The 16,978-nt window shown below is 42.9% G+C and carries 22 protein-coding genes, 1 riboswitch and 1 other annotated feature; of the genes, 5 read left to right on the top strand and 17 right to left on the bottom strand.

Annotated elements, in window-relative coordinates:
- The first annotated feature begins 15 nt into the window (after positions 1–15).
- Positions 16–462: a MarR family winged helix-turn-helix transcriptional regulator gene (locus AWT60_RS03700; RefSeq protein WP_024424644.1), complete on the top strand. Its 447-nt coding sequence runs from the start codon at positions 16–18 to the stop codon at positions 460–462.
- A gap of 33 nt (positions 463–495) precedes the next feature.
- On the opposite strand, the gene AWT60_RS03695 is transcribed toward AWT60_RS03700, so the two are convergent.
- The 6 genes from AWT60_RS03695 to purU form a co-directional block, all read right to left on the bottom strand.
- The gene (locus AWT60_RS03695) at positions 496–924 is read right to left on the bottom strand and encodes an organic hydroperoxide resistance protein (RefSeq protein ID WP_024424643.1); all 429 of its coding nucleotides are present in this window, start codon (positions 922–924) and stop codon (positions 496–498) included.
- Between the two features lie 170 nt (positions 925–1,094).
- Positions 1,095–1,229, bottom strand: coding sequence for a hypothetical protein (locus AWT60_RS03690; protein WP_024424642.1), 135 nt, complete (start codon positions 1,227–1,229; stop codon positions 1,095–1,097).
- Entirely contained in the window at positions 1,219–2,355 is a 1,137-nt protein-coding gene (locus AWT60_RS03685) for a response regulator aspartate phosphatase (protein WP_076840931.1), read from the bottom strand. The genes AWT60_RS03690 and AWT60_RS03685 overlap by 11 nt, the downstream gene beginning before the upstream one ends.
- Positions 2,356–2,479: 124 nt before the next feature.
- On the bottom strand, positions 2,480–3,727 hold the full coding sequence (locus tag AWT60_RS03680; RefSeq protein WP_041105982.1) for a glutamate-5-semialdehyde dehydrogenase: 1,248 nt from the start codon (positions 3,725–3,727) through the stop codon (positions 2,480–2,482).
- Between the two features lie 12 nt (positions 3,728–3,739).
- On the bottom strand, positions 3,740–4,837 hold the full coding sequence (gene proB, locus AWT60_RS03675) for a glutamate 5-kinase (protein ID WP_041105980.1): 1,098 nt from the start codon (positions 4,835–4,837) through the stop codon (positions 3,740–3,742).
- Positions 4,838–4,892: 55 nt separating this feature from the next.
- Positions 4,893–5,111 (bottom strand) — a binding site (T-box leader).
- A 43-nt stretch (positions 5,112–5,154) separates the two neighbouring features.
- Positions 5,155–6,057 (bottom strand): formyltetrahydrofolate deformylase, encoded by a 903-nt coding sequence (gene purU / locus AWT60_RS03670; protein ID WP_024424638.1) that lies wholly within the window; start codon positions 6,055–6,057, stop codon positions 5,155–5,157.
- Positions 6,058–6,218: 161 nt separating this feature from the next.
- On the opposite strand from purU, the gene AWT60_RS03665 reads away from it, so the two are divergent.
- Positions 6,219–6,404, top strand: a complete 186-nt coding sequence (locus tag AWT60_RS03665; RefSeq protein ID WP_024424637.1) for a hypothetical protein — start codon at positions 6,219–6,221, stop codon at positions 6,402–6,404.
- A gap of 138 nt (positions 6,405–6,542) precedes the next feature.
- Here the strand turns inward: AWT60_RS03665 and AWT60_RS03660 are convergent, their stop codons facing one another.
- Together AWT60_RS03660 and AWT60_RS03655 are read right to left on the bottom strand one after the other, a co-directional pair.
- Positions 6,543–6,857, bottom strand: coding sequence for a DMT family transporter (locus tag AWT60_RS03660; RefSeq protein ID WP_024424636.1), 315 nt, complete (start codon positions 6,855–6,857; stop codon positions 6,543–6,545).
- On the bottom strand, positions 6,854–7,183 hold the full coding sequence (locus AWT60_RS03655) for a DMT family transporter (RefSeq protein ID WP_025092310.1): 330 nt from the start codon (positions 7,181–7,183) through the stop codon (positions 6,854–6,856). The genes AWT60_RS03660 and AWT60_RS03655 overlap by 4 nt, the downstream gene beginning before the upstream one ends.
- 67 nt (positions 7,184–7,250) lie before the next feature.
- Positions 7,251–7,360: riboswitch (guanidine-I (ykkC/yxkD leader) on the bottom strand.
- A gap of 222 nt (positions 7,361–7,582) precedes the next feature.
- On the opposite strand from AWT60_RS03655, the gene AWT60_RS03650 reads away from it, so the two are divergent.
- Positions 7,583–7,717: a YrzI family small protein gene (locus AWT60_RS03650; RefSeq protein WP_073204910.1), complete on the top strand. Its 135-nt coding sequence runs from the start codon at positions 7,583–7,585 to the stop codon at positions 7,715–7,717.
- A gap of 229 nt (positions 7,718–7,946) precedes the next feature.
- Positions 7,947–8,990, top strand: coding sequence for a bifunctional transcriptional activator/DNA repair enzyme AdaA (locus tag AWT60_RS03645; RefSeq protein ID WP_163115231.1), 1,044 nt, complete (start codon positions 7,947–7,949; stop codon positions 8,988–8,990).
- 14 nt (positions 8,991–9,004) lie between these two features.
- On the opposite strand, the gene AWT60_RS03640 is transcribed toward AWT60_RS03645, so the two are convergent.
- The 5 genes from AWT60_RS03640 to AWT60_RS03620 form a co-directional block, all read right to left on the bottom strand.
- On the bottom strand, positions 9,005–9,550 hold the full coding sequence (locus tag AWT60_RS03640) for a GNAT family N-acetyltransferase (protein ID WP_163115232.1): 546 nt from the start codon (positions 9,548–9,550) through the stop codon (positions 9,005–9,007).
- 16 nt (positions 9,551–9,566) lie between these two features.
- Complete coding sequence (locus AWT60_RS03635) at positions 9,567–10,055, bottom strand: small multi-drug export protein (protein ID WP_041105976.1); 489 nt, start codon at positions 10,053–10,055, stop codon at positions 9,567–9,569.
- A 105-nt stretch (positions 10,056–10,160) separates the two neighbouring features.
- Positions 10,161–10,919 (bottom strand): HAAS domain-containing protein, encoded by a 759-nt coding sequence (locus AWT60_RS03630; RefSeq protein WP_218676909.1) that lies wholly within the window; start codon positions 10,917–10,919, stop codon positions 10,161–10,163.
- A 4-nt stretch (positions 10,920–10,923) separates the two neighbouring features.
- Positions 10,924–11,250: a PadR family transcriptional regulator gene (locus tag AWT60_RS03625; protein WP_024424630.1), complete on the bottom strand. Its 327-nt coding sequence runs from the start codon at positions 11,248–11,250 to the stop codon at positions 10,924–10,926.
- 114 nt (positions 11,251–11,364) lie between these two features.
- The gene (locus tag AWT60_RS03620; RefSeq protein ID WP_008346212.1) at positions 11,365–11,886 is read right to left on the bottom strand and encodes an acyl-CoA thioesterase; all 522 of its coding nucleotides are present in this window, start codon (positions 11,884–11,886) and stop codon (positions 11,365–11,367) included.
- A 179-nt stretch (positions 11,887–12,065) separates the two neighbouring features.
- On the opposite strand from AWT60_RS03620, the gene AWT60_RS03615 reads away from it, so the two are divergent.
- Positions 12,066–12,947 (top strand): dimethylarginine dimethylaminohydrolase family protein, encoded by an 882-nt coding sequence (locus AWT60_RS03615; RefSeq protein WP_218676908.1) that lies wholly within the window; start codon positions 12,066–12,068, stop codon positions 12,945–12,947.
- 38 nt (positions 12,948–12,985) lie between these two features.
- Here the strand turns inward: AWT60_RS03615 and AWT60_RS03610 are convergent, their stop codons facing one another.
- From AWT60_RS03610 to AWT60_RS03595, 4 genes are read right to left on the bottom strand one after another with little or no spacing between them, the layout of a single operon-like run.
- The gene (locus AWT60_RS03610; RefSeq protein ID WP_041116397.1) at positions 12,986–13,954 is read right to left on the bottom strand and encodes an ABC transporter ATP-binding protein; all 969 of its coding nucleotides are present in this window, start codon (positions 13,952–13,954) and stop codon (positions 12,986–12,988) included.
- Positions 13,944–14,861, bottom strand: coding sequence for a C40 family peptidase (locus tag AWT60_RS03605; protein WP_076840924.1), 918 nt, complete (start codon positions 14,859–14,861; stop codon positions 13,944–13,946). The genes AWT60_RS03610 and AWT60_RS03605 overlap by 11 nt, the downstream gene beginning before the upstream one ends.
- Positions 14,861–15,940, bottom strand: a complete 1,080-nt coding sequence (locus AWT60_RS03600) for a dipeptide epimerase (RefSeq protein WP_076840923.1) — start codon at positions 15,938–15,940, stop codon at positions 14,861–14,863. The genes AWT60_RS03605 and AWT60_RS03600 overlap by 1 nt, the downstream gene beginning before the upstream one ends.
- Entirely contained in the window at positions 15,937–16,878 is a 942-nt protein-coding gene (locus AWT60_RS03595; RefSeq protein ID WP_039177981.1) for a S66 peptidase family protein, read from the bottom strand. The genes AWT60_RS03600 and AWT60_RS03595 overlap by 4 nt, the downstream gene beginning before the upstream one ends.
- Positions 16,879–16,978 lie beyond the last annotated feature (100 nt).

Raw genomic sequence — 16,978 nt, 5'->3', positions numbered from 1 at the left:
TAGTTGGTGACTGACATGACAAATGAATTTGAACATATGAAGCTGGAAAATCAGCTTTGTTTCTTGTTATATGCAAGTTCACGAGAGATGACGAAGCAGTATAAACCGTTGTTAGAAGAATTAAACATTACGTATCCGCAATATTTGGCACTGCTTTTATTGTGGGAGCATGGAACATTAAATGTGAAAACGATGGGAGAGCTTCTCTATTTAGACTCCGGTACACTCACGCCCATGCTGAAACGAATGGAGCAAAACGGACTCATTATCCGAGAACGTTCGAAAGAGGATGAGCGGTCTGTACAAATTCGTTTAACGGAATATGGAGAGCAGTTAAAAGAAAAGGCCACTGCGATTCCGTCTCACATGCTGACTGGGACAGGAAGATCGGAAGAAGAGCTAAAAACACTGCGTGCCTCTTTACATGAGCTTTTGCAAAATTTAACACAATCAAAAGGCTGAGGGAATGTTCCCTCAGCCTTTTATTGATATCTATTATTGTGCGACAGCTACTAGTTCTACTTCGATGTTTCCTTGAGTTGCTTTTGAATATGGGCATACGCCGTGTGCTTTATGAACAAGTTCTTCTAATGCAGACTGCTCAATTCCAGTTCCCTTTACTTCTAATTGAACACCTAGTTTGAAGCCGCCATCTGAACTGTCTTTTAATAAGCTGACATGTGCTGTTACTTCACTTTCAAAACGGATACGCTCTTGTCTTGCTACCATTTGAAGGGCTGAATCAAAACATGCAGAGTAGCCTGCTGCGAATAATTGCTCTGGATTTGTTGCTTTTTCAAGTTTTTTTGCTCTTGGTGTTCCAGGCATTGCTACATCATGCTCAAGTACACCATCTGTTGAAACAACCTTTCCTTCTCTTCCTCCGACAGCTGATACCGTTGCTGTAAATAAAACGTCTGACATGAATATAACCCTCTTTCTCTCCAATAATATTTTCTACAATTGAATTGTACACAATTTAAATTGCGGAGTCAATCAATAAATACTCTTTTTTAAGTTTTCCTGTCTGAATCCTTTTTATGAGCATGTCCGAAAATTGTTAGTCAGTAAAAAAAGCCCTTTAACAAGGGCTTTTAGATCGTGTCGTGCTGCGGATTCGGTTGTTCTAGCGTATGGTTTCTGTTATCTGGGTCGGCATTTGCTGCTGCCAGCCACAATGCCATGATGGTGATGCTTGTACAGACGACTGCCCATTTTTTAAAATTCATATAAACAATCCCCTCTCTGAATATAGATTCGAGCATGTTCCGCTTCCCCATAGAACATGGAAGATTTTTCATAATCCCCCATTTCATTATAATACTTTGCGGTATCTAATGCCAGCTCCTCTATATCTGGATATGCATAGGCAGACTCTAAAAAATGGAAAATCCGTTTAATATGCTCAGCATCTTGTCTTAAATACAATGCTTCTAGAAATATGGTTTTCTGAAGATGAATGTCATCTTGAAGAGCTTCTGCTCGCTTCATACATTCTTCTCTGTAGTGTAATGCTTCATCGTGTTTTCCTTGTTTGTATAATATCTGAGCGGCTGTATAAAGAGGGTCTATAGATCGACGAAGATGATCGGATTGATTTTGATCAAATAACGAGATGGATTCTTTCATTAATTCGAGTGCGCGGCCCAAGTCTCCCATTCGGTAATAACTGTTGCCCATATTAAACAAAGAGGAGGCAATAAAACGCACATTTTGAAACTCTCTTGATCTCGCAAGTGCTCTTTCGAGATGTGGTAATGCTTTTTCATGCCTTCTCATATCATCGTAGTTACCGGCCACAATAAATTCACACTGAATCGTGCGAAGCGCATACAGTTCATGCTGAACATAAACATCCAGCGCTAGTTTAGCATGGTGCATCGAGATATGTGTTTGTTTCATGTGATAATATATTTCTGACATTTTAAAATGAAATTCCGCACGTTCAATATCATCTGATACAAAAGAAAGCTTGTGCTCTGCCTTTTGATAAGACGATATGGCAGCAATATACTCCCTCCGTCCGAATTCATACATGCCTCTAAAAAAATGATAGTAGTATTCAAGCATGCCTGTGACATGCGTTTGATGCTCATCTATTTCTTTCGAAAGCTCGGAAAAGTTGGCGCGAAGCTTTCCTTCCTTTAATGGCTTTAAATAATCGAGCATGACCTCATGCCTAAATTCCATTAAAGAAAAATAGAGAAGCAAATTCTGATCTTCTTCCATTGAATCAAGAGAGGTGCGAATTTCCTGTTTTAACTGTTCTGCTTGTTCTGAATCAAATCTGCGGATTAATTCATACCACTTGTTGATTTTCACTCCAATATCCGAAGAGGGAATGATTTTCGCCATACGTTGCCTTCTCCAATCTTCTCAAAATATAAAACATTACCATATTTTATCATACTTGACCGAAGAAATACAAAAATGAAAGGAAAAAGAGAGCCTGTTGTCACAAGACTCTCTTTTGAATTCGTTATTCTCTTATTTGTCCTTGACCACGAATGACAAATTTTTCAGACGTTAAGGCTGGCAGACCCATTGGCCCTCTTGCATGAAGTTTTTGTGTACTAATACCTATTTCCGCTCCATAGCCAAACTCAAAGCCATCTGTGAAACGAGTAGAGGCATTATGATAGACAGCGGCAGCATCGACAGCTGTTAAGAAAAGGGCTGCATGCTCATCATTTTCCGTAATGATCGCTTCAGAGTGCTTAGAGCTATATGTTTGAATATGCTGAATCGCTTGTTCTATGTTTTCTACAATTTTAATACTGACAATCGGCGCTAAAAACTCCGTTGCATAGTCCTCTGCTGTCGCTAATGCAGCACTAGGAGCAAGCGCGCAAACGGCTTCATCACCGCGTATTTCTACCCCATTTGATTGAAGAGCTTCAAATAACGAAGCACCGTAGGTTTTTGCCCATGTTTCATGAATGACAATGCTCTCGATCGCATTACAAACAGATGGTCTTTGGGTTTTGGCATTCAGCACAATCCGCTCAGCCATTTCGTTTTTCGCTGTTTCATCAATATAGATGTGACAATTTCCTGCACCTGTCTCAAGCACCGGCACAGTTGACTCTCTCACGACAAGATCAATTAAATTCTTCCCGCCGCGCGGAATGAGGACATCCAGGTATTCATTTAAGGTGAACAGCGTTTTCGCCGTTTCACGGCCAGTATCTTCAATCAATTGCACACTGTCTACTGGAATATCCGTCGTATGAAGCGCTTCATGAATCACCTTTACAATTGCTTTATTACTATGAATAGCAGATGAGCTTCCGCGCAGAATCACAGCATTTCCAGTTTTCAAGCAAAGGGTCGCAGCATCGACTGTCACGTTTGGTCTTGCTTCATAAATCATTCCAACCGTTCCAAGCGGTACACGGACCTTTTCGATGAACAGACCGTTTTCTTTTTGAATGGTTTCTAACGTTTCACCAATTGGGTCTTTTAGCTGAATGAGTTGAAGGGTCGCGTCTGCAATGGCTTCAATTCTCTCTTCCGTGAGTGTGATCCGGTCAATGACAGATGGCGTGAACTGCTTTTCCTCAGCAGCCTGAACATCCTTTTGGTTCTCCTCTATTAAATAAGCTGAAGATGCTTTTAGTGCACTCGCGATGGCGTGCAGGGCAGCATTTTTTTGTTCCGTCGTTTTTAGAAGCAGCTGATCTTTGGCTACACTTGCTTTTTTTGCTTTTTCAAGAACTTCATTCATCGTATTCCCTCCTCAGTTTTGTACATGCTGTACCCAGTGATCCCGGTGTATGACCTCAGGCTTCTCTTTTGAAAGCTCGTCACTTCGCATCCCTTTAATGCCGAGAAGCTCATCGGATGCGTACAAGGTTTGCCCCTTACCAACTAATCCGTTTGGACCGACGACTTCTACGACCTCTCCTTTAGAAAAGTCACCAGCGACATCAATGACTCCTGCCGGAAGAAGGCTTCTGCCATTATACAAAATCGCCGCTTCTGCTCCTGCATCAATCATGATTTTTCCAGAGACCGGTGAGTGGAATTGAATCCATTGACGACGATTGTTCACAGCTGATAAGTCCTGTTCACCGATATACGTTCCATCACCTTGCCCCGCAAGAATGCGAAGCAGCTTGTCTTCCCCAGTGCCTGTTCCAATGAAGACTTTCACGCCAAGTGATAGTGCCGTTTGTGCAGCAGACAGCTTCGATTTCATTCCGCCTGTTCCAACCTTTGAACCAGTGCTCTTCGCATATGAAAACAATTCTTCTGAAATGTGGGTTAATACATCAAACCGCTTCGCCTCAGGATGCTCATTTGGATTTGCATCATAAATGCCATTGATGTCTGTTAATATGATCAATTGATCTGCATGGATTAATCCACTGACAAGAGCTGACAGCATGTCATTATCCCCAAAGGTAAGCTCCTCGATCGAGACTGAATCATTTTCGTTTATGATCGGCAAAATCTTTCTTTCCAGCAGCTCCATCATCGTTGCGTAAGCATTTCGATATCTTGTTCGATCTGAAAAGTCATTACGTGTTAAAAGCATTTGAGCAGGTGTCATGTGAAACTGTGAAAAAAGCTCTGTATATTTCTGCATTAACAAGCCCTGACCAACGGCGGCAGCTGCCTGTTTCCCCTTTAAAGTCACAGGTCTTGATGGATAGCCTAAGCTGCCAAATCCTGCTGCAACGGCTCCTGATGAAATTAAAATGATTTCATGACCTGCTTCTTTGAGCTTTGCTATGGCTCTTACATGATCCTGCATCTTTTGTTCATCAATGGCTCCTTTTTGCTCTGTTAATGAACTGCTGCCAATTTTTATGACGATCCTTTGCTTTTTCATCCTTGATTCCCTCCGCTATACCTTTAGGCACAAAAAAATCCCTATTTCTCCTTATGTAAAGGACGAAAAGGGATTTTCCGTGGTACCACCTTCATTGAATAAGCATGCGATCTGCTTATTCCACTCAACTCCTGTAACGCCAGGCACGCGCTTAGATTTTTCCTCTAAGGCTCAAAGGGCAGGTTCAGCAGCTGTCTGCGGCAAATGTTTCAGCACATCATTTGCTCTCTTTACGCACCAGTTCCTGCTTACTATTCCTTTTCAACGCTCGTTAATTTTTTTATATTATCACCAATTGCTAAAGAAAAGTCAAGCGGTCAATTAAAGACAATCGTTTTATTCTCATGAACTATAATTCGATCTTCAAGGTGCCATTTGACAGCACGTGCAAGCACACTGCGCTCAATTGTCCGGCCAATATTTTTCAGGGCTTCCGCATCATCCCGGTGATCTACCCGCTCAATATCCTGTTCAATGATCGGGCCTTCGTCTAAATCATTGGTGACATAATGAGAAGTCGCACCAATTAATTTGACTCCCCGCTCATATGCCCGCTTGTATGGGTTTGCACCAATAAACGCTGGCAGGAACGAATGATGAATATTAATGATTTTGTTCGGATGCTCTTCAATGAATCCAGGCGTTAAAATTTGCATGTATCTAGCAAGCACAACCACATCAATGTCGTACTCTTCTAATAAGGCGAGCTGCTCTTTTTCAGCTTCTTTGCGAATGTCTTTGTTCGCCTTTACAAAATGGAATGGGATTCCAAGCGATTCTACTGTATCTTTTGCCGTTTCATGATTGCTGATCACAACTGCGATTTCAGCCATTAAATTTCCGCTTTGCCATTCCCACAGCAGCTCATGCAGACAATGAAGCTCTTTTGAGACAAAGATTGCCAGCTTTTTAAGCTCACTTGCACGCGACATGCTCCACGTCATTTGAAATGATGCTGCGATTGGCTCAAAACTATTTTTCAATTGATCCATATTCGCCGAGATGTCTTTCCAATCAAATTCAATTCTTAAAAAGAACCGGCCGCTTTCATGATCGGTTGTGTATTGGCTCGACTCAATGATGTTCGCTCCGTGCTCAAATAAAAAGGAAGAAACAGCTGATACAATACCAGGCTGATCTGGGCAGCTGACAAGTAATCTGCCTTTTTGCTCGTGCTTTTGTCTGTGTAATTCAAGTTTTTCTGTAATCAATGTTCTCATGTATCATGACCTCATTTACGTTTTCATTCTAATGAAATATTATACTGGACTGGAAAGAGAAAAAGCAATGAAGAGTCCATTTTTTATTGAATATTCATTCAATTCTGCACCTAGCGTGATATAATGTGAGTAGACTTTTTATCACAAAAGGAGTGATGGAGATGAAAAGCATGACTTTGTTTGGTAAAGTGAGCTTTTGGCTCGGCATCGTATGTCTGATCACAGGTATTTATCTTTTTATGGCCGGTGAGAGACTCATTCCTTTGCTCACATTTGGTGTCTGTTTTCTTCTAGTGAGTCAGCTTTACCGCAAAAATGAAAACGATTCCAATCATCATTCGATGTAACAAAAAAGGGCTAAAATGATTTTTTATTTTAGCCCTTTTTCTCCTTTTTCAGCATGATAGAAAACCTTTGCAGGCCTCTGACAAAGAATGCGTGGGTTTGTCTACATGCTGAGGCTGACAGACAGATGACAGCCTTTTTTATTCAATGATTTTTAACCCGACCGCCGCAGATAAAATCAGTGCGATAAAGAATATACGTTTTGCGTCCTTCGACTCACCGTAAAACAGCATGCCGACAATGGCTCCTCCAGCAGCTCCAATGCCAGTCCAAATGGCGTATGCCGTTCCCATCGGAATTGTATTCATCGCAAGAGAGAGCATGAGAAAGGACAGCGAAAATCCAGCGGCAATGAATAAAATCCATTTGACATGCCGGTCTTTCTGGAATTGATTCATCATGGTGACACAAAGCATTTCTAAAATGCCTGCCCCAATGAGTAAAAGCCAGCTCATGATTCAGTCTCTCCTTTCTTTTCACCTGTGGTTAGTTTAAGCCCTAATACACCGCTTAAAAGCACCATGATTAAAAGTAATTTCACTAGCTGCACTGGCTCTCCCAGTACCATACCTACTATGACAGTACCTGCTGTCCCAAGTCCGGTGAAAACGGCATAAAGTGTGCCAACTGGCAGTACAGTCGTGGCTTTCAGGAGTAAATAAAAGCTGACGACAATACAAACGATGGTTGCGGCCCATTCCAAAAGAGAGTCAGCATATTTCAACCCCATCACCCAGCCAACTTCAAAGATGGCTGCAATCAATACATTTCCCCATTTCATCCGATTCTCTTCCTTTCTGAACGATTCCAAGCAATAAAAAAAGCCCGGAAATCGATCGTTTGATCAAATCTCCCGGGCTTTTATCCCTCCGTGTCCATACGGTCTATTGTCTAGACCCTATGTGTTTTCTCTCGGTCCAGACTGCGCCACCCGCACGGAACCCTAGAAAACCAATTCTTAATAAGCAGATCTGACTTAAAGCAGATTCTGTGTGTCAAAATTGTATCACACCCCGAAATACCGGTCTACCGCTTTGCTTTCTACATGCAAATATACTTGTTCATTTTTCGAAAGAATTTTTATGGTACCGCCGTATACTAAAGGTTAGAAACAGGTCAACTGATAAAGAAGATTTGCGGGCTGTTTCGCATGCTGCGGACTGAAGGGAAATGAGCGTATATGACAATCCATTTATTTTTTATGACATTGACGATCAAGCGTAAATACAAGGACATGGAGACCGTACTTTACGAACAAGAAGTTGAAGCATTTTATGAAGAAATGAAACAGAAGCAGCTAAAATATATGAACTAAAACAGGAATGAGAAAAGGAGGAGATTGACATGTTTATGATGCTTGATTGTAAAAAGGATCTATTCCGCATTCCTTAAAGCGCGGGTACGTCAATGATCACACCGCTGATATAATGAAATCAGATTGATGTGATGAACGTTCAACTTTAGGATGATGTATTTACAGATCATCCGTCGTACCCCAAACAATGCTGAAAAACATTTTATAGAAAATGAAGAGGTGGATTCATATGATGATGACTGATGAACAAAAACATGAATTTTATCAAGCACTTGTTGACAAGAATCCGCAATATGACGGCACATTCTTTGCCTGTATTAAGACAACCGGTATCTTCTGTCATGCCACATGTACGGCCAGAAAGCCAAAATTTGAAAACTGCGAGTTTTTCTTTACAGCGGAGGAAGCACTGCTGGCAGGGTATCGCCCGTGCAAGCGCTGCACACCATTAACATACCCTAACAGCATTCCTGAAGAAGTCAAAACACTCGTTTCAGCAGTAGAAAAAAATCCTGAGAAACGCTGGAAGGAAGAGGACTTCCGCCAATTAGGGATTCACTCCGCCACAGCTCGAAGAAAGTTTAAAGACATTTACGGCATGACCTTTGTTCAATATGCAAGATCACGCCGAATGGGACTTGCCTTTAAAGAAATTTTGAACGGAAAAAAAGTAATCGATCAGCAGGTCACTTTCGGCTATGAATCTTCAAGTGCCTTCAATGATGCATTTACGAAAATCATGGGAAATCCCCCTAAAAAAGCGCAGATTCACATTCTTTATGCTAATTTTATTTCCACACCGATCGGGCGAATGATGAGTGTGACAGATGCAACACATGTGTATTTACTGGAGTTTATGGACAGGCGGGGACTCGAAAAAGAAATTGAAACATTAAGAAAGAAGCATCATGCCCGCATTTTAGTTGGAGAAACAAACGTCCATCAGCAATTAGCAAAGGAATTGGCCTTATATTTTGAGAAAAAGCTGACCAAGTTTGCTGTACCGCTTTCTTTACATGGCACCCCTTTTCAAATGAAGGTGTGGGACCAGCTCTCACGCATTCCAGCAGGCGAAACGAGATCCTATCGAGATCTAGCCACGAAACTGGGTGATCCGCATTTGGTTCGTGCCGTTGGTAATGCAAATGGTGCCAATCAATTGGCGATTATCATTCCCTGCCACCGCGTGATTCAAACAAGTGGTGAGCTTGGAGGCTACGGCGGGGGGATTGAACGGAAGAAATATTTGCTTCAGTTAGAACAGCGTGCATAAAAAAACGGCTCTGCTTAATCGGTAAGCGAGCCGTTTTCTCCGTTACGGGTGATGCTGTATACATCAATGATTTGGTCCCATTTTGAAATGGTTTTTTCTTTTTTCATGCTCATTTTTAAAGCGACCTTCACCGACGCTTCATTCTCAGGACGAATTAGGCTGACCATCCGTCTGACCTTCATTTCTTCAAATCCATAGGTAAGGCAGCCTTTTGCAGCCTCAGCAGCATAGCCATTCCCCCACGCTGCTTTCTTTAGCATATAGCCGATCTCAAGCTCCGTTTGTCCTTCGATATTTTGCAGAACAATTCCGCTTTGTCCAAGACGTTCATTTGTTTCTTTATCTTCGATGATCCATAATGAGGTGTGGTACGTGCGGTCATTTTTTTGATTCCATGCAATCCACTCTTTTGTCTGCGCTTTATCCTTCAAAGAAGGATAATATTTCATCACTTCTTCATCTTGGAACAGCTCGTCATATAAAAATGACGCATCATGTTCATTCATCGTTCTCAGTTTCAGGCGCTCTGTTTCAAGCACTGTCCTTGTTTGATAAGTCATTGATGATCCCCCTTTTTTACTTGCTAAAAATATCTCCGAACAATCCATTTGAATCTGGGGCAAAGTAATGGAAGCCCGCACCGGTTAAACTAGCAGCCAGCGCTGTCCACATCATTAAACTGACGGTCATCCACACCGCGACTTGCTTTCTTTTCGTTCCAAAGCTCATGCACATCAAGGCCGCTAAATGACTGCCGATGATAAAAGGACCAATGAGCGCTAATCCAGGCAGACCGTATCGTTCCCAAATCTTTCTCGCCCGCAGCTGCTTTTTCTCTCCTTTTTCATCACCTTTTTCCTCTTTTCTTTTTAACCACCATGCTTTAAACCGGTCGACGAACACAATGAGAAGCAAGACTGTGAGAAAGTTGCCGATGAATCCAATCACAGCCGTTGTCACAGGATGCAGTCCACTTAAGATTGCGAATGGAACGACACCAATCACTTCAAAAAAAGGCAAAGCAGCCAATACAAAAACGAGCACATATCCCCATATGATATCCAAAAACAGAACCCCTTTTCATTTTTGTCCTCTCCCCATTGTAATGAAAAATACAATTCCATTTCTACATTTTTTTAGAAAAAGAAAAGCACATCGTATGAGATGTGCTCAGTTTACATTCGTATTTTCATTTTTCTTATTTGTCCGTCGCAGGACAATGAGTATAAGCCCTATTAAAATCACAATAGATAGCAGACTTTGCAGCAAAATCACACTTGGTGACGTCCAGCCAATCCATTCGAATATGAGCTGCGGACCGAAAAAGATGATCGGAATGAATGAAACGACATTCGCCTTTAAGATTGCATTGAATACAACGATGCATAGCAGCATGAGCAGAATGACGCCCCACCTCTGGCCAGAAGTAAGGACAAGTAGTGGTGTGCCGACTTTTTGATCCAATAGTTTGATTGTCACCATCGCTGTCAGCTGAAAGATTCCTAACATCCAAAAGTAGAGAAATACCCGGCTGCTTGTTTGAAAGGCGGACACTCTAAACATCATAATGATCATGATGACATTGGCCACTAAAACGAGCGGGTATCCAATTAAAGCAAACCAAGAATACGATAAGTTTTGGCTGATTGCATCTGCTAAAATCATGTAAAAAAGCGATCCAATTAAGAAAGCACTGACAAACGGCACCCAATCTTTATGATTTCCTGTCAGCTCTTGTGCCAGTTCATCAGCATAGCTTCGCGGATCTCCGCCGAACACATCCTCACCTGTTTTCCCATCTTTTTCAGCCTCAACCGCATGTGCTGTCAGTTCGTCCATCAGCTCATCAACCTCATCCTGATTTTTTCCCTTTGATATGAGATAAAGTTGCAGCTCTAGTAGAATGTGTCGTGTTTCTTTTGATACCATAATCTCACTTCCCTTTTTGTAATAAGCGGTTTACATTTTTTGAAAGCTCATTCCAGCGGTCAATAAACTCTGTGAGCGCTTGTTCTCCCGCTTGTGTGAGCGTATAGTATTTCCTTTTCGGGCCGGTCGCTGACGCTTTTGTGACGGTGGTCACCAGCTGTTCCTTTTGCATTCGCAGCAAAATCGGATAGATACTGCCTTCACTTATTTGATCAAACCCATAATGCGCGAGCTTCTTCGTCATTTCATACCCATAAATTTCGCCCTCAGAAATAATCGACAGCAGGCAGCCTTCTAAAATTCCTTTTAGCATTTGTGTGGATGTTGTCATGATTGTTCCTCCGATTCCAGTACCTTGCATCACAAGATAGCTTTATCTTACCACACACTATCTTGCCATGCAAGATACTGGCACAGAAAAAAATCACCGCTTAAAGGGTGATTTTTACGCCCAAGGCTTATCTGTCCCAAGTGCGTCAGCAAGCGCCTTACTATGCTTTCGGCGGCTTTTCCTTTCTTCTGCCCGCTGCTTCGCTGTTTGATGAAGCATGATTTCTTCCTCTGTTTCCGGCATCACCTGCGGGACTCGTTTAGGCTTTCCGTTTTCATCTAATGAGACAAATGTCAGAAATGAAGTCGCTGCGAGTCTGCGCTCTCCAGACATCAAGTTTTCTTTAATGACTTTGACGAACACTTCCATAGAAGACGTGCCCACCCATGTGACATAGGATTCCAAGCATACTGACTCCTTTTGTCCAATCGGCTCTAAAAAGTCAACAGAATCCATTGAAGCTGTGACCGTTTCACTGCGGCTGTGTCTTGCAGCCGAGATGGAGGCAATGTCATCTATATAACTCATTAATTTCCCGCCAAATAACGTTTGGTGGTTATTCGTATCAAGAGGGAATACCCTGCTGGTTTTAACAACTTTCGATTCCTTGCAGTATTTGAAATTTTCTTCACTCATCATCATAGCTCCTTCTTGCTGTTTTCGTGAATGCGGAACGACTTTTATTAAACACTATTCTTTTAGGTTTGTCTAAACTTTTTGCTTTAGTCTTATGTGAGAGATTTTCTTTCGGAAATGTTTCAACCATGGCTAGAAGAAGGAATAATAGAACTATGAACGAACAAGGAGGCCATTTGATGGATTCTATGAGAGCAGAGCAATTATACAAAATGCCGCAATGCATGAGTGAATACGACGATTTAGAAGAAGTTCTTTTATGCAGTCCTATTTATATGGAAATCAAACAAATTATCAATGAAACCCAGAAACATTTTGCGAAAGAAAATATTTCTCAAATGAAAGCAGTTGCTCAGCATAAGCAATTGATCCAAACCCTTAAAGATCATCAAGTACGGCCCATCCTGCTCCCGGCGAATGACCGCTTCCCTGAGCAAGTCTTCACTCGGGATATTGGGTTTACGATTGGACATACACTGTTTGTTTCAAGTATGGCCGCTCCGGTTCGGCAAGGGGAAGAACAATACCTAAAAGAATGGGCACAGGCAAAAGGGTGGTCAGCTGTCACTTTGACAGACGGAACGATTGAAGGCGGCGATGTGCTTGTGGATCAGAATCGTGTGTTTGTTGGCACGAGCAAAAGAACTAGTCCAGCCGCTATCTATCAGCTCAAAAAGAAACTGCCGGATCACGACATTATTCCGATTCACCTTCCTCCTCACATCTTGCATCTTGATTGTGTGATGAATATTCTGTCTCATGACGAGATCATCATTTATCCTGAAGCGTTCAAGCAAAAGGATCTCCAGCTGCTCAAAACGTATTATGATTTGATTGAAATCAGCGAACAAGAGCAATTCACACTTGGACCAAATGTTTTATCCATTGGGCAGAAAAAAGTGATCAGCTTGCCCAGCAACCAAGAAACAAATGCTGCGTTAACCGCTCACGGATACACCGTTATTGAAGTGGACTTTTCGGAAATTATTAAGTCTGGCGGCTCTTTCAGATGCTGCACATTGCCTATTCGGCGTTCATCTATTAAAAAAGCCATCGTGTAGAACAGCTTGTCTACTTGCTGGCTTTTGTCTAGCTTGTCCTATTTTCTATTATATAAATGACAGGCGACTTCATGACCTTCTTCCACCGCTTGTAATGTCGGCTTTTTTTCAGCACACACATCCATCGCGGCAGGACATCGTGTTCGAAATACACAGCCGCTAGGTGGGTTCACTGGACTTGGAATTTCTCCTTTTAAAATAAACCTTTTGCGCTTGTCCTCTACGTCAGGATCTGGAATGGGGATTGCAGACAGCAAGGCTTGTGTATATGGGTGAAGCGGTGTTTGATATAATGCATCACTCGTCGTCAATTCAACGAGATGACCTAAATACATGACACCGATCCTGTCACTAATATATTTCACCATGGACAAGTCATGTGCAATAAATAGAAAAGTTAATCCTTCCTCTTTTTGCAGTTTCTTCAGCAGATTCACGACCTGCGCTTGGACGGAGACGTCTAGTGCAGAAATCGGCTCATCTGCCACAATAAATTTTGGCGCTAAGGCAAGTGCTCTTGCAATGCCGATTCTCTGCCTTTGCCCCCCGCTAAATTCGTGCGGATAGCGGGTAGCAAAATCATAGCTTAATCCTACCGCTTCAAGCAGTTCTTTCACGCGGGCAATCCTTTTCTTTTGACTGCCATAAAGCTGATGAATCTCCATTGGCTCCAGCATAATATCTTTCACTGAAAGTCTTGGATTTAAGGAGGAATATGGATCTTGAAAGACCATTTGCATTTGCCGGTTGAAATCAAATGATTCTTTTTTAGAAAGGTGGTGAAGACTTTTCCCTTCATATAAGGCTTCACCATCTGTTGGTTCATAAAGACGCATGAGCACTTTTCCAAGTGTGGATTTGCCGCAGCCAGACTCACCAACGAGACCAAAGGTTTCACCTTGTTTCAGCTGAAAAGAGACACCATCCAGCGCTTTTAAGGTTCTCCCTTTCGATAGATGAAAATGTTTTTTAAGGTTGTTTACTTGTAAAAGTGGTTCAACTGTCATGATCGCTCCTCCTCTCGCTTGGTAAATACCGCCTTGCACCTGCCCATTCCTTTTCATATGAAGTGCCAGAAAGGGAAAGAAGCTCAATTTGTCTGCCGGTTTTAGGCGAATGAAGCATCATCCCGTTCCCAGCGTAGATCCCTACATGTCGGACCGCTCCCTTTCCGTTATCATTTGCAAAAAACAGCAAGTCACCTTGTTCTAAATGGCTTGATGTAACCGGCGTTCCTTGAACGGCTTGGTCACTTGCGTCTCTCGGCAAAAGATATCCGCACGCTTTGTACATGCTGTAAGCAAAGCCTGAACAATCATAGCCAAAGCTGCTCATGCCTCCCCATAAATAAGAAAGGCCCATAAATTGTTTTCCTGCGTCTACGACATCTTTGCCGGTCATAGAGAAAGCTTGCGAAACTGGGCGTACATCCGCTTTGTTGATTTCTCTTATTCCTAATGGGGTGACAACATGAAATTGATCATCTGTTTCTTTGGCTGCTGCCAGCTCTGTTAAAAAGCTAATCTCCATATCAGGTTCCCCGTTTTGATAGAGTGTGGCTTTTTTCTGACAAACGATAAGAGATGCAGCTGACGCACTTCCCTCTGTTACTTGTTTTAATTGCTCAGCAGGTATATAGCCTGGATAGCCTTGCGGATGTTTCCGGCTGGCCTGCTGCGGAATGACGACTTTCATCCAGCCATCTGTCTCTTCTAATCCAATCACTCGTCCGCCGAGCAGTACTTGAGATTGAATCAAATTTTCTTCACATAAAACCAGCTTTTCTTCATATGTTTGCTGGTCAATCCATTCTTTGATGTTGATGGAGTCCTGAAGTACCTTTCGATCGATTTCTCGGGGAGACTGCGGCGCTGTCCAAACGTTAGCGACTGGAACCTTTGATTCGTATATCATCATGAGACTCCTTTCACCCCTTGAATGCCTAACCCATGATGCAGTGGTAAAAATATATCTTTTCCTTTGTACACGATTCCTCCGTCTATCATGTCCTCTTTCAGCATAAGCGGGGCATCAAAATCGCAGCGGGTGATATTCGGCTGGCTTGCGGCGAAATGTGCCGCTGCTGTAATGCCAAGCTTTGACTCAATCATACTGCCAACCATGCACTGAACACCGTAGGCTTCGGCAAGGGCATTGATTTTTAATGCTTCTTTTATGCCGCCTGATTTCATTAATTTTAAATTGATCAGATCACAACTTCTCGTTTCAAGCACCTTGATGGCATCATGAAAACTGAAAATGCTTTCGTCTGCCATGATCAATGGATCAACTGCTTCTGTCACACGGCGCAGACCTTCGATATCTTCTTTCGGCACTGGCTGTTCTACTAGTTCAATATTCAGCGCTTCCATTTTTCGAATGGCTATGATCGCTTCCTTCCACGTCCAGCCCTGATTGGCGTCGAGCCTGATCTGAATGTCCGGCCCGACTTTTTCTCGAATCCGCTTGATCCGCTGAATATCCGTGTGTATATCATCTTTTCCTACTTTGATCTTTAACGTCTGAAAGCCTTCGGCTGCGTATTGCTTCGCATCTTCCGCCATCTCAAGCGGACGGTTTACACTGACCGTATAGTCTGTTTCGAGCTGATGACGATATCCGCCAAGGTATTGATAAAGCGGAAGTCCTGCCTGCTTTGCTAAGCCATCATAAATGGCCATATCGATTGCAGCCTTTGCGCTTGTGTTGCTTGCGAGCACGCGGTTCATAGCAGAAAAGATTTGCTCATACTCTGCCAAGGAAGCCCCGAGCAAAATGGGTCTGATCACTTCACGGATGGCATAGTCGATGCTTTCCAGCGTTTCTCCTGTAATCACCGATGTGGGAACTGCCTCTCCGTAGCTGGCGTCACCTTGATCATATGTGATGATGACGATCAGAGATGCTGCGTCATACACCGTTCTTAAAGCGGTTTTGAAAGGCTTTTTTAGCGGTACACTCGTTCTGCATGTACGAACATCCACGATTTTCATTTGATCGCCTCTTTCGCTGCAACGCCTGGAGAAATGTGCAGTTTTTTCCCTGCCGCATCTAGTGCAGCCTGCACGCCCATCGGAATGGCAAAGTTCGGTGATGAATGACCGATCCGAAAGCCGCCGAGTGCAGGTTTCTTTTGCGGGACAATATAGGTTTCCCATAGCTGTTCCAAGGTTAAGGACTGGTCTTTCTTTTTTGGTTCACATTGATGAAAATCGCCAATGATGAATCCTGCCGCATCATCCAATTTCCCAGCAGAGGTAAGGTGCTGCATCATGCGATCGATTTTATAGGGCTCTTCGTCAATATCTTCAATGAACAACAACTTCCCCTTCGTATCAATTTCAAAAGGTGTGCCAAGTGTTGTCACGATGAGGGCAAGATTCCCTCCTATGATGTCACCTGAAGCGGTGCCGGGGTAGAAGGTATGAAGAGGTGACAAGTGATGCGTATACGTAAAGGCCTTCGGCGTGAACAGCTGCAAAAAGGTATCCTTCGTATACGGATGGACCTCTTCAAGTCCCACATCAGAGGAAAGCATTGGTCCATGAAAAGTCACAAGACCCGTCTGCTGCTGGATGGCCGTATGTAAAAACGTAATGTCACTATAACCCCAAAAGATTTTTGGATTCCGGCGAATGAGATCATAGTCAATGGCTTCCGCAAGTCTGCCAGTTCCGTACCCTCCGCAGGCACAAATAACTGCTTTGACTTCTGGATCTTGAAACATGCCATGAAGATCTTCCACTCTTTCATGATCACGCCCTGCTAAATATCCGTACCGGGAATCGAGATACTTCCCTTTTTTCACCTTCAGCCCGAGGCTCTCTAAAAAGGCAATCCCTTTTGCTAATTTCAATTCATCAGGCGGGCTTGCTGGTGCGATAATCCCCACCGTATCCCCTGTTTGAAGCGCCGCTGGCAGCTGGTTCATGCCAATCCCCTCTTTCTCTTTATTTCTTACAATCTATGGGCATCTTCTCCATAACATGAACAAATAAAGGAACAGACGCTTTTGTTCAAAGCGTCCCATA

Source organism: Bacillus sp. F2HM (genome assembly GCF_019266135.1).
Lineage (GTDB): Bacteria > Bacillota > Bacilli > Bacillales > Bacillaceae > Bacillus > Bacillus safensis.
Note: the sequence above shows the minus strand (reverse complement) of the source record. Positions and strands in the feature narration are given on the sequence as shown.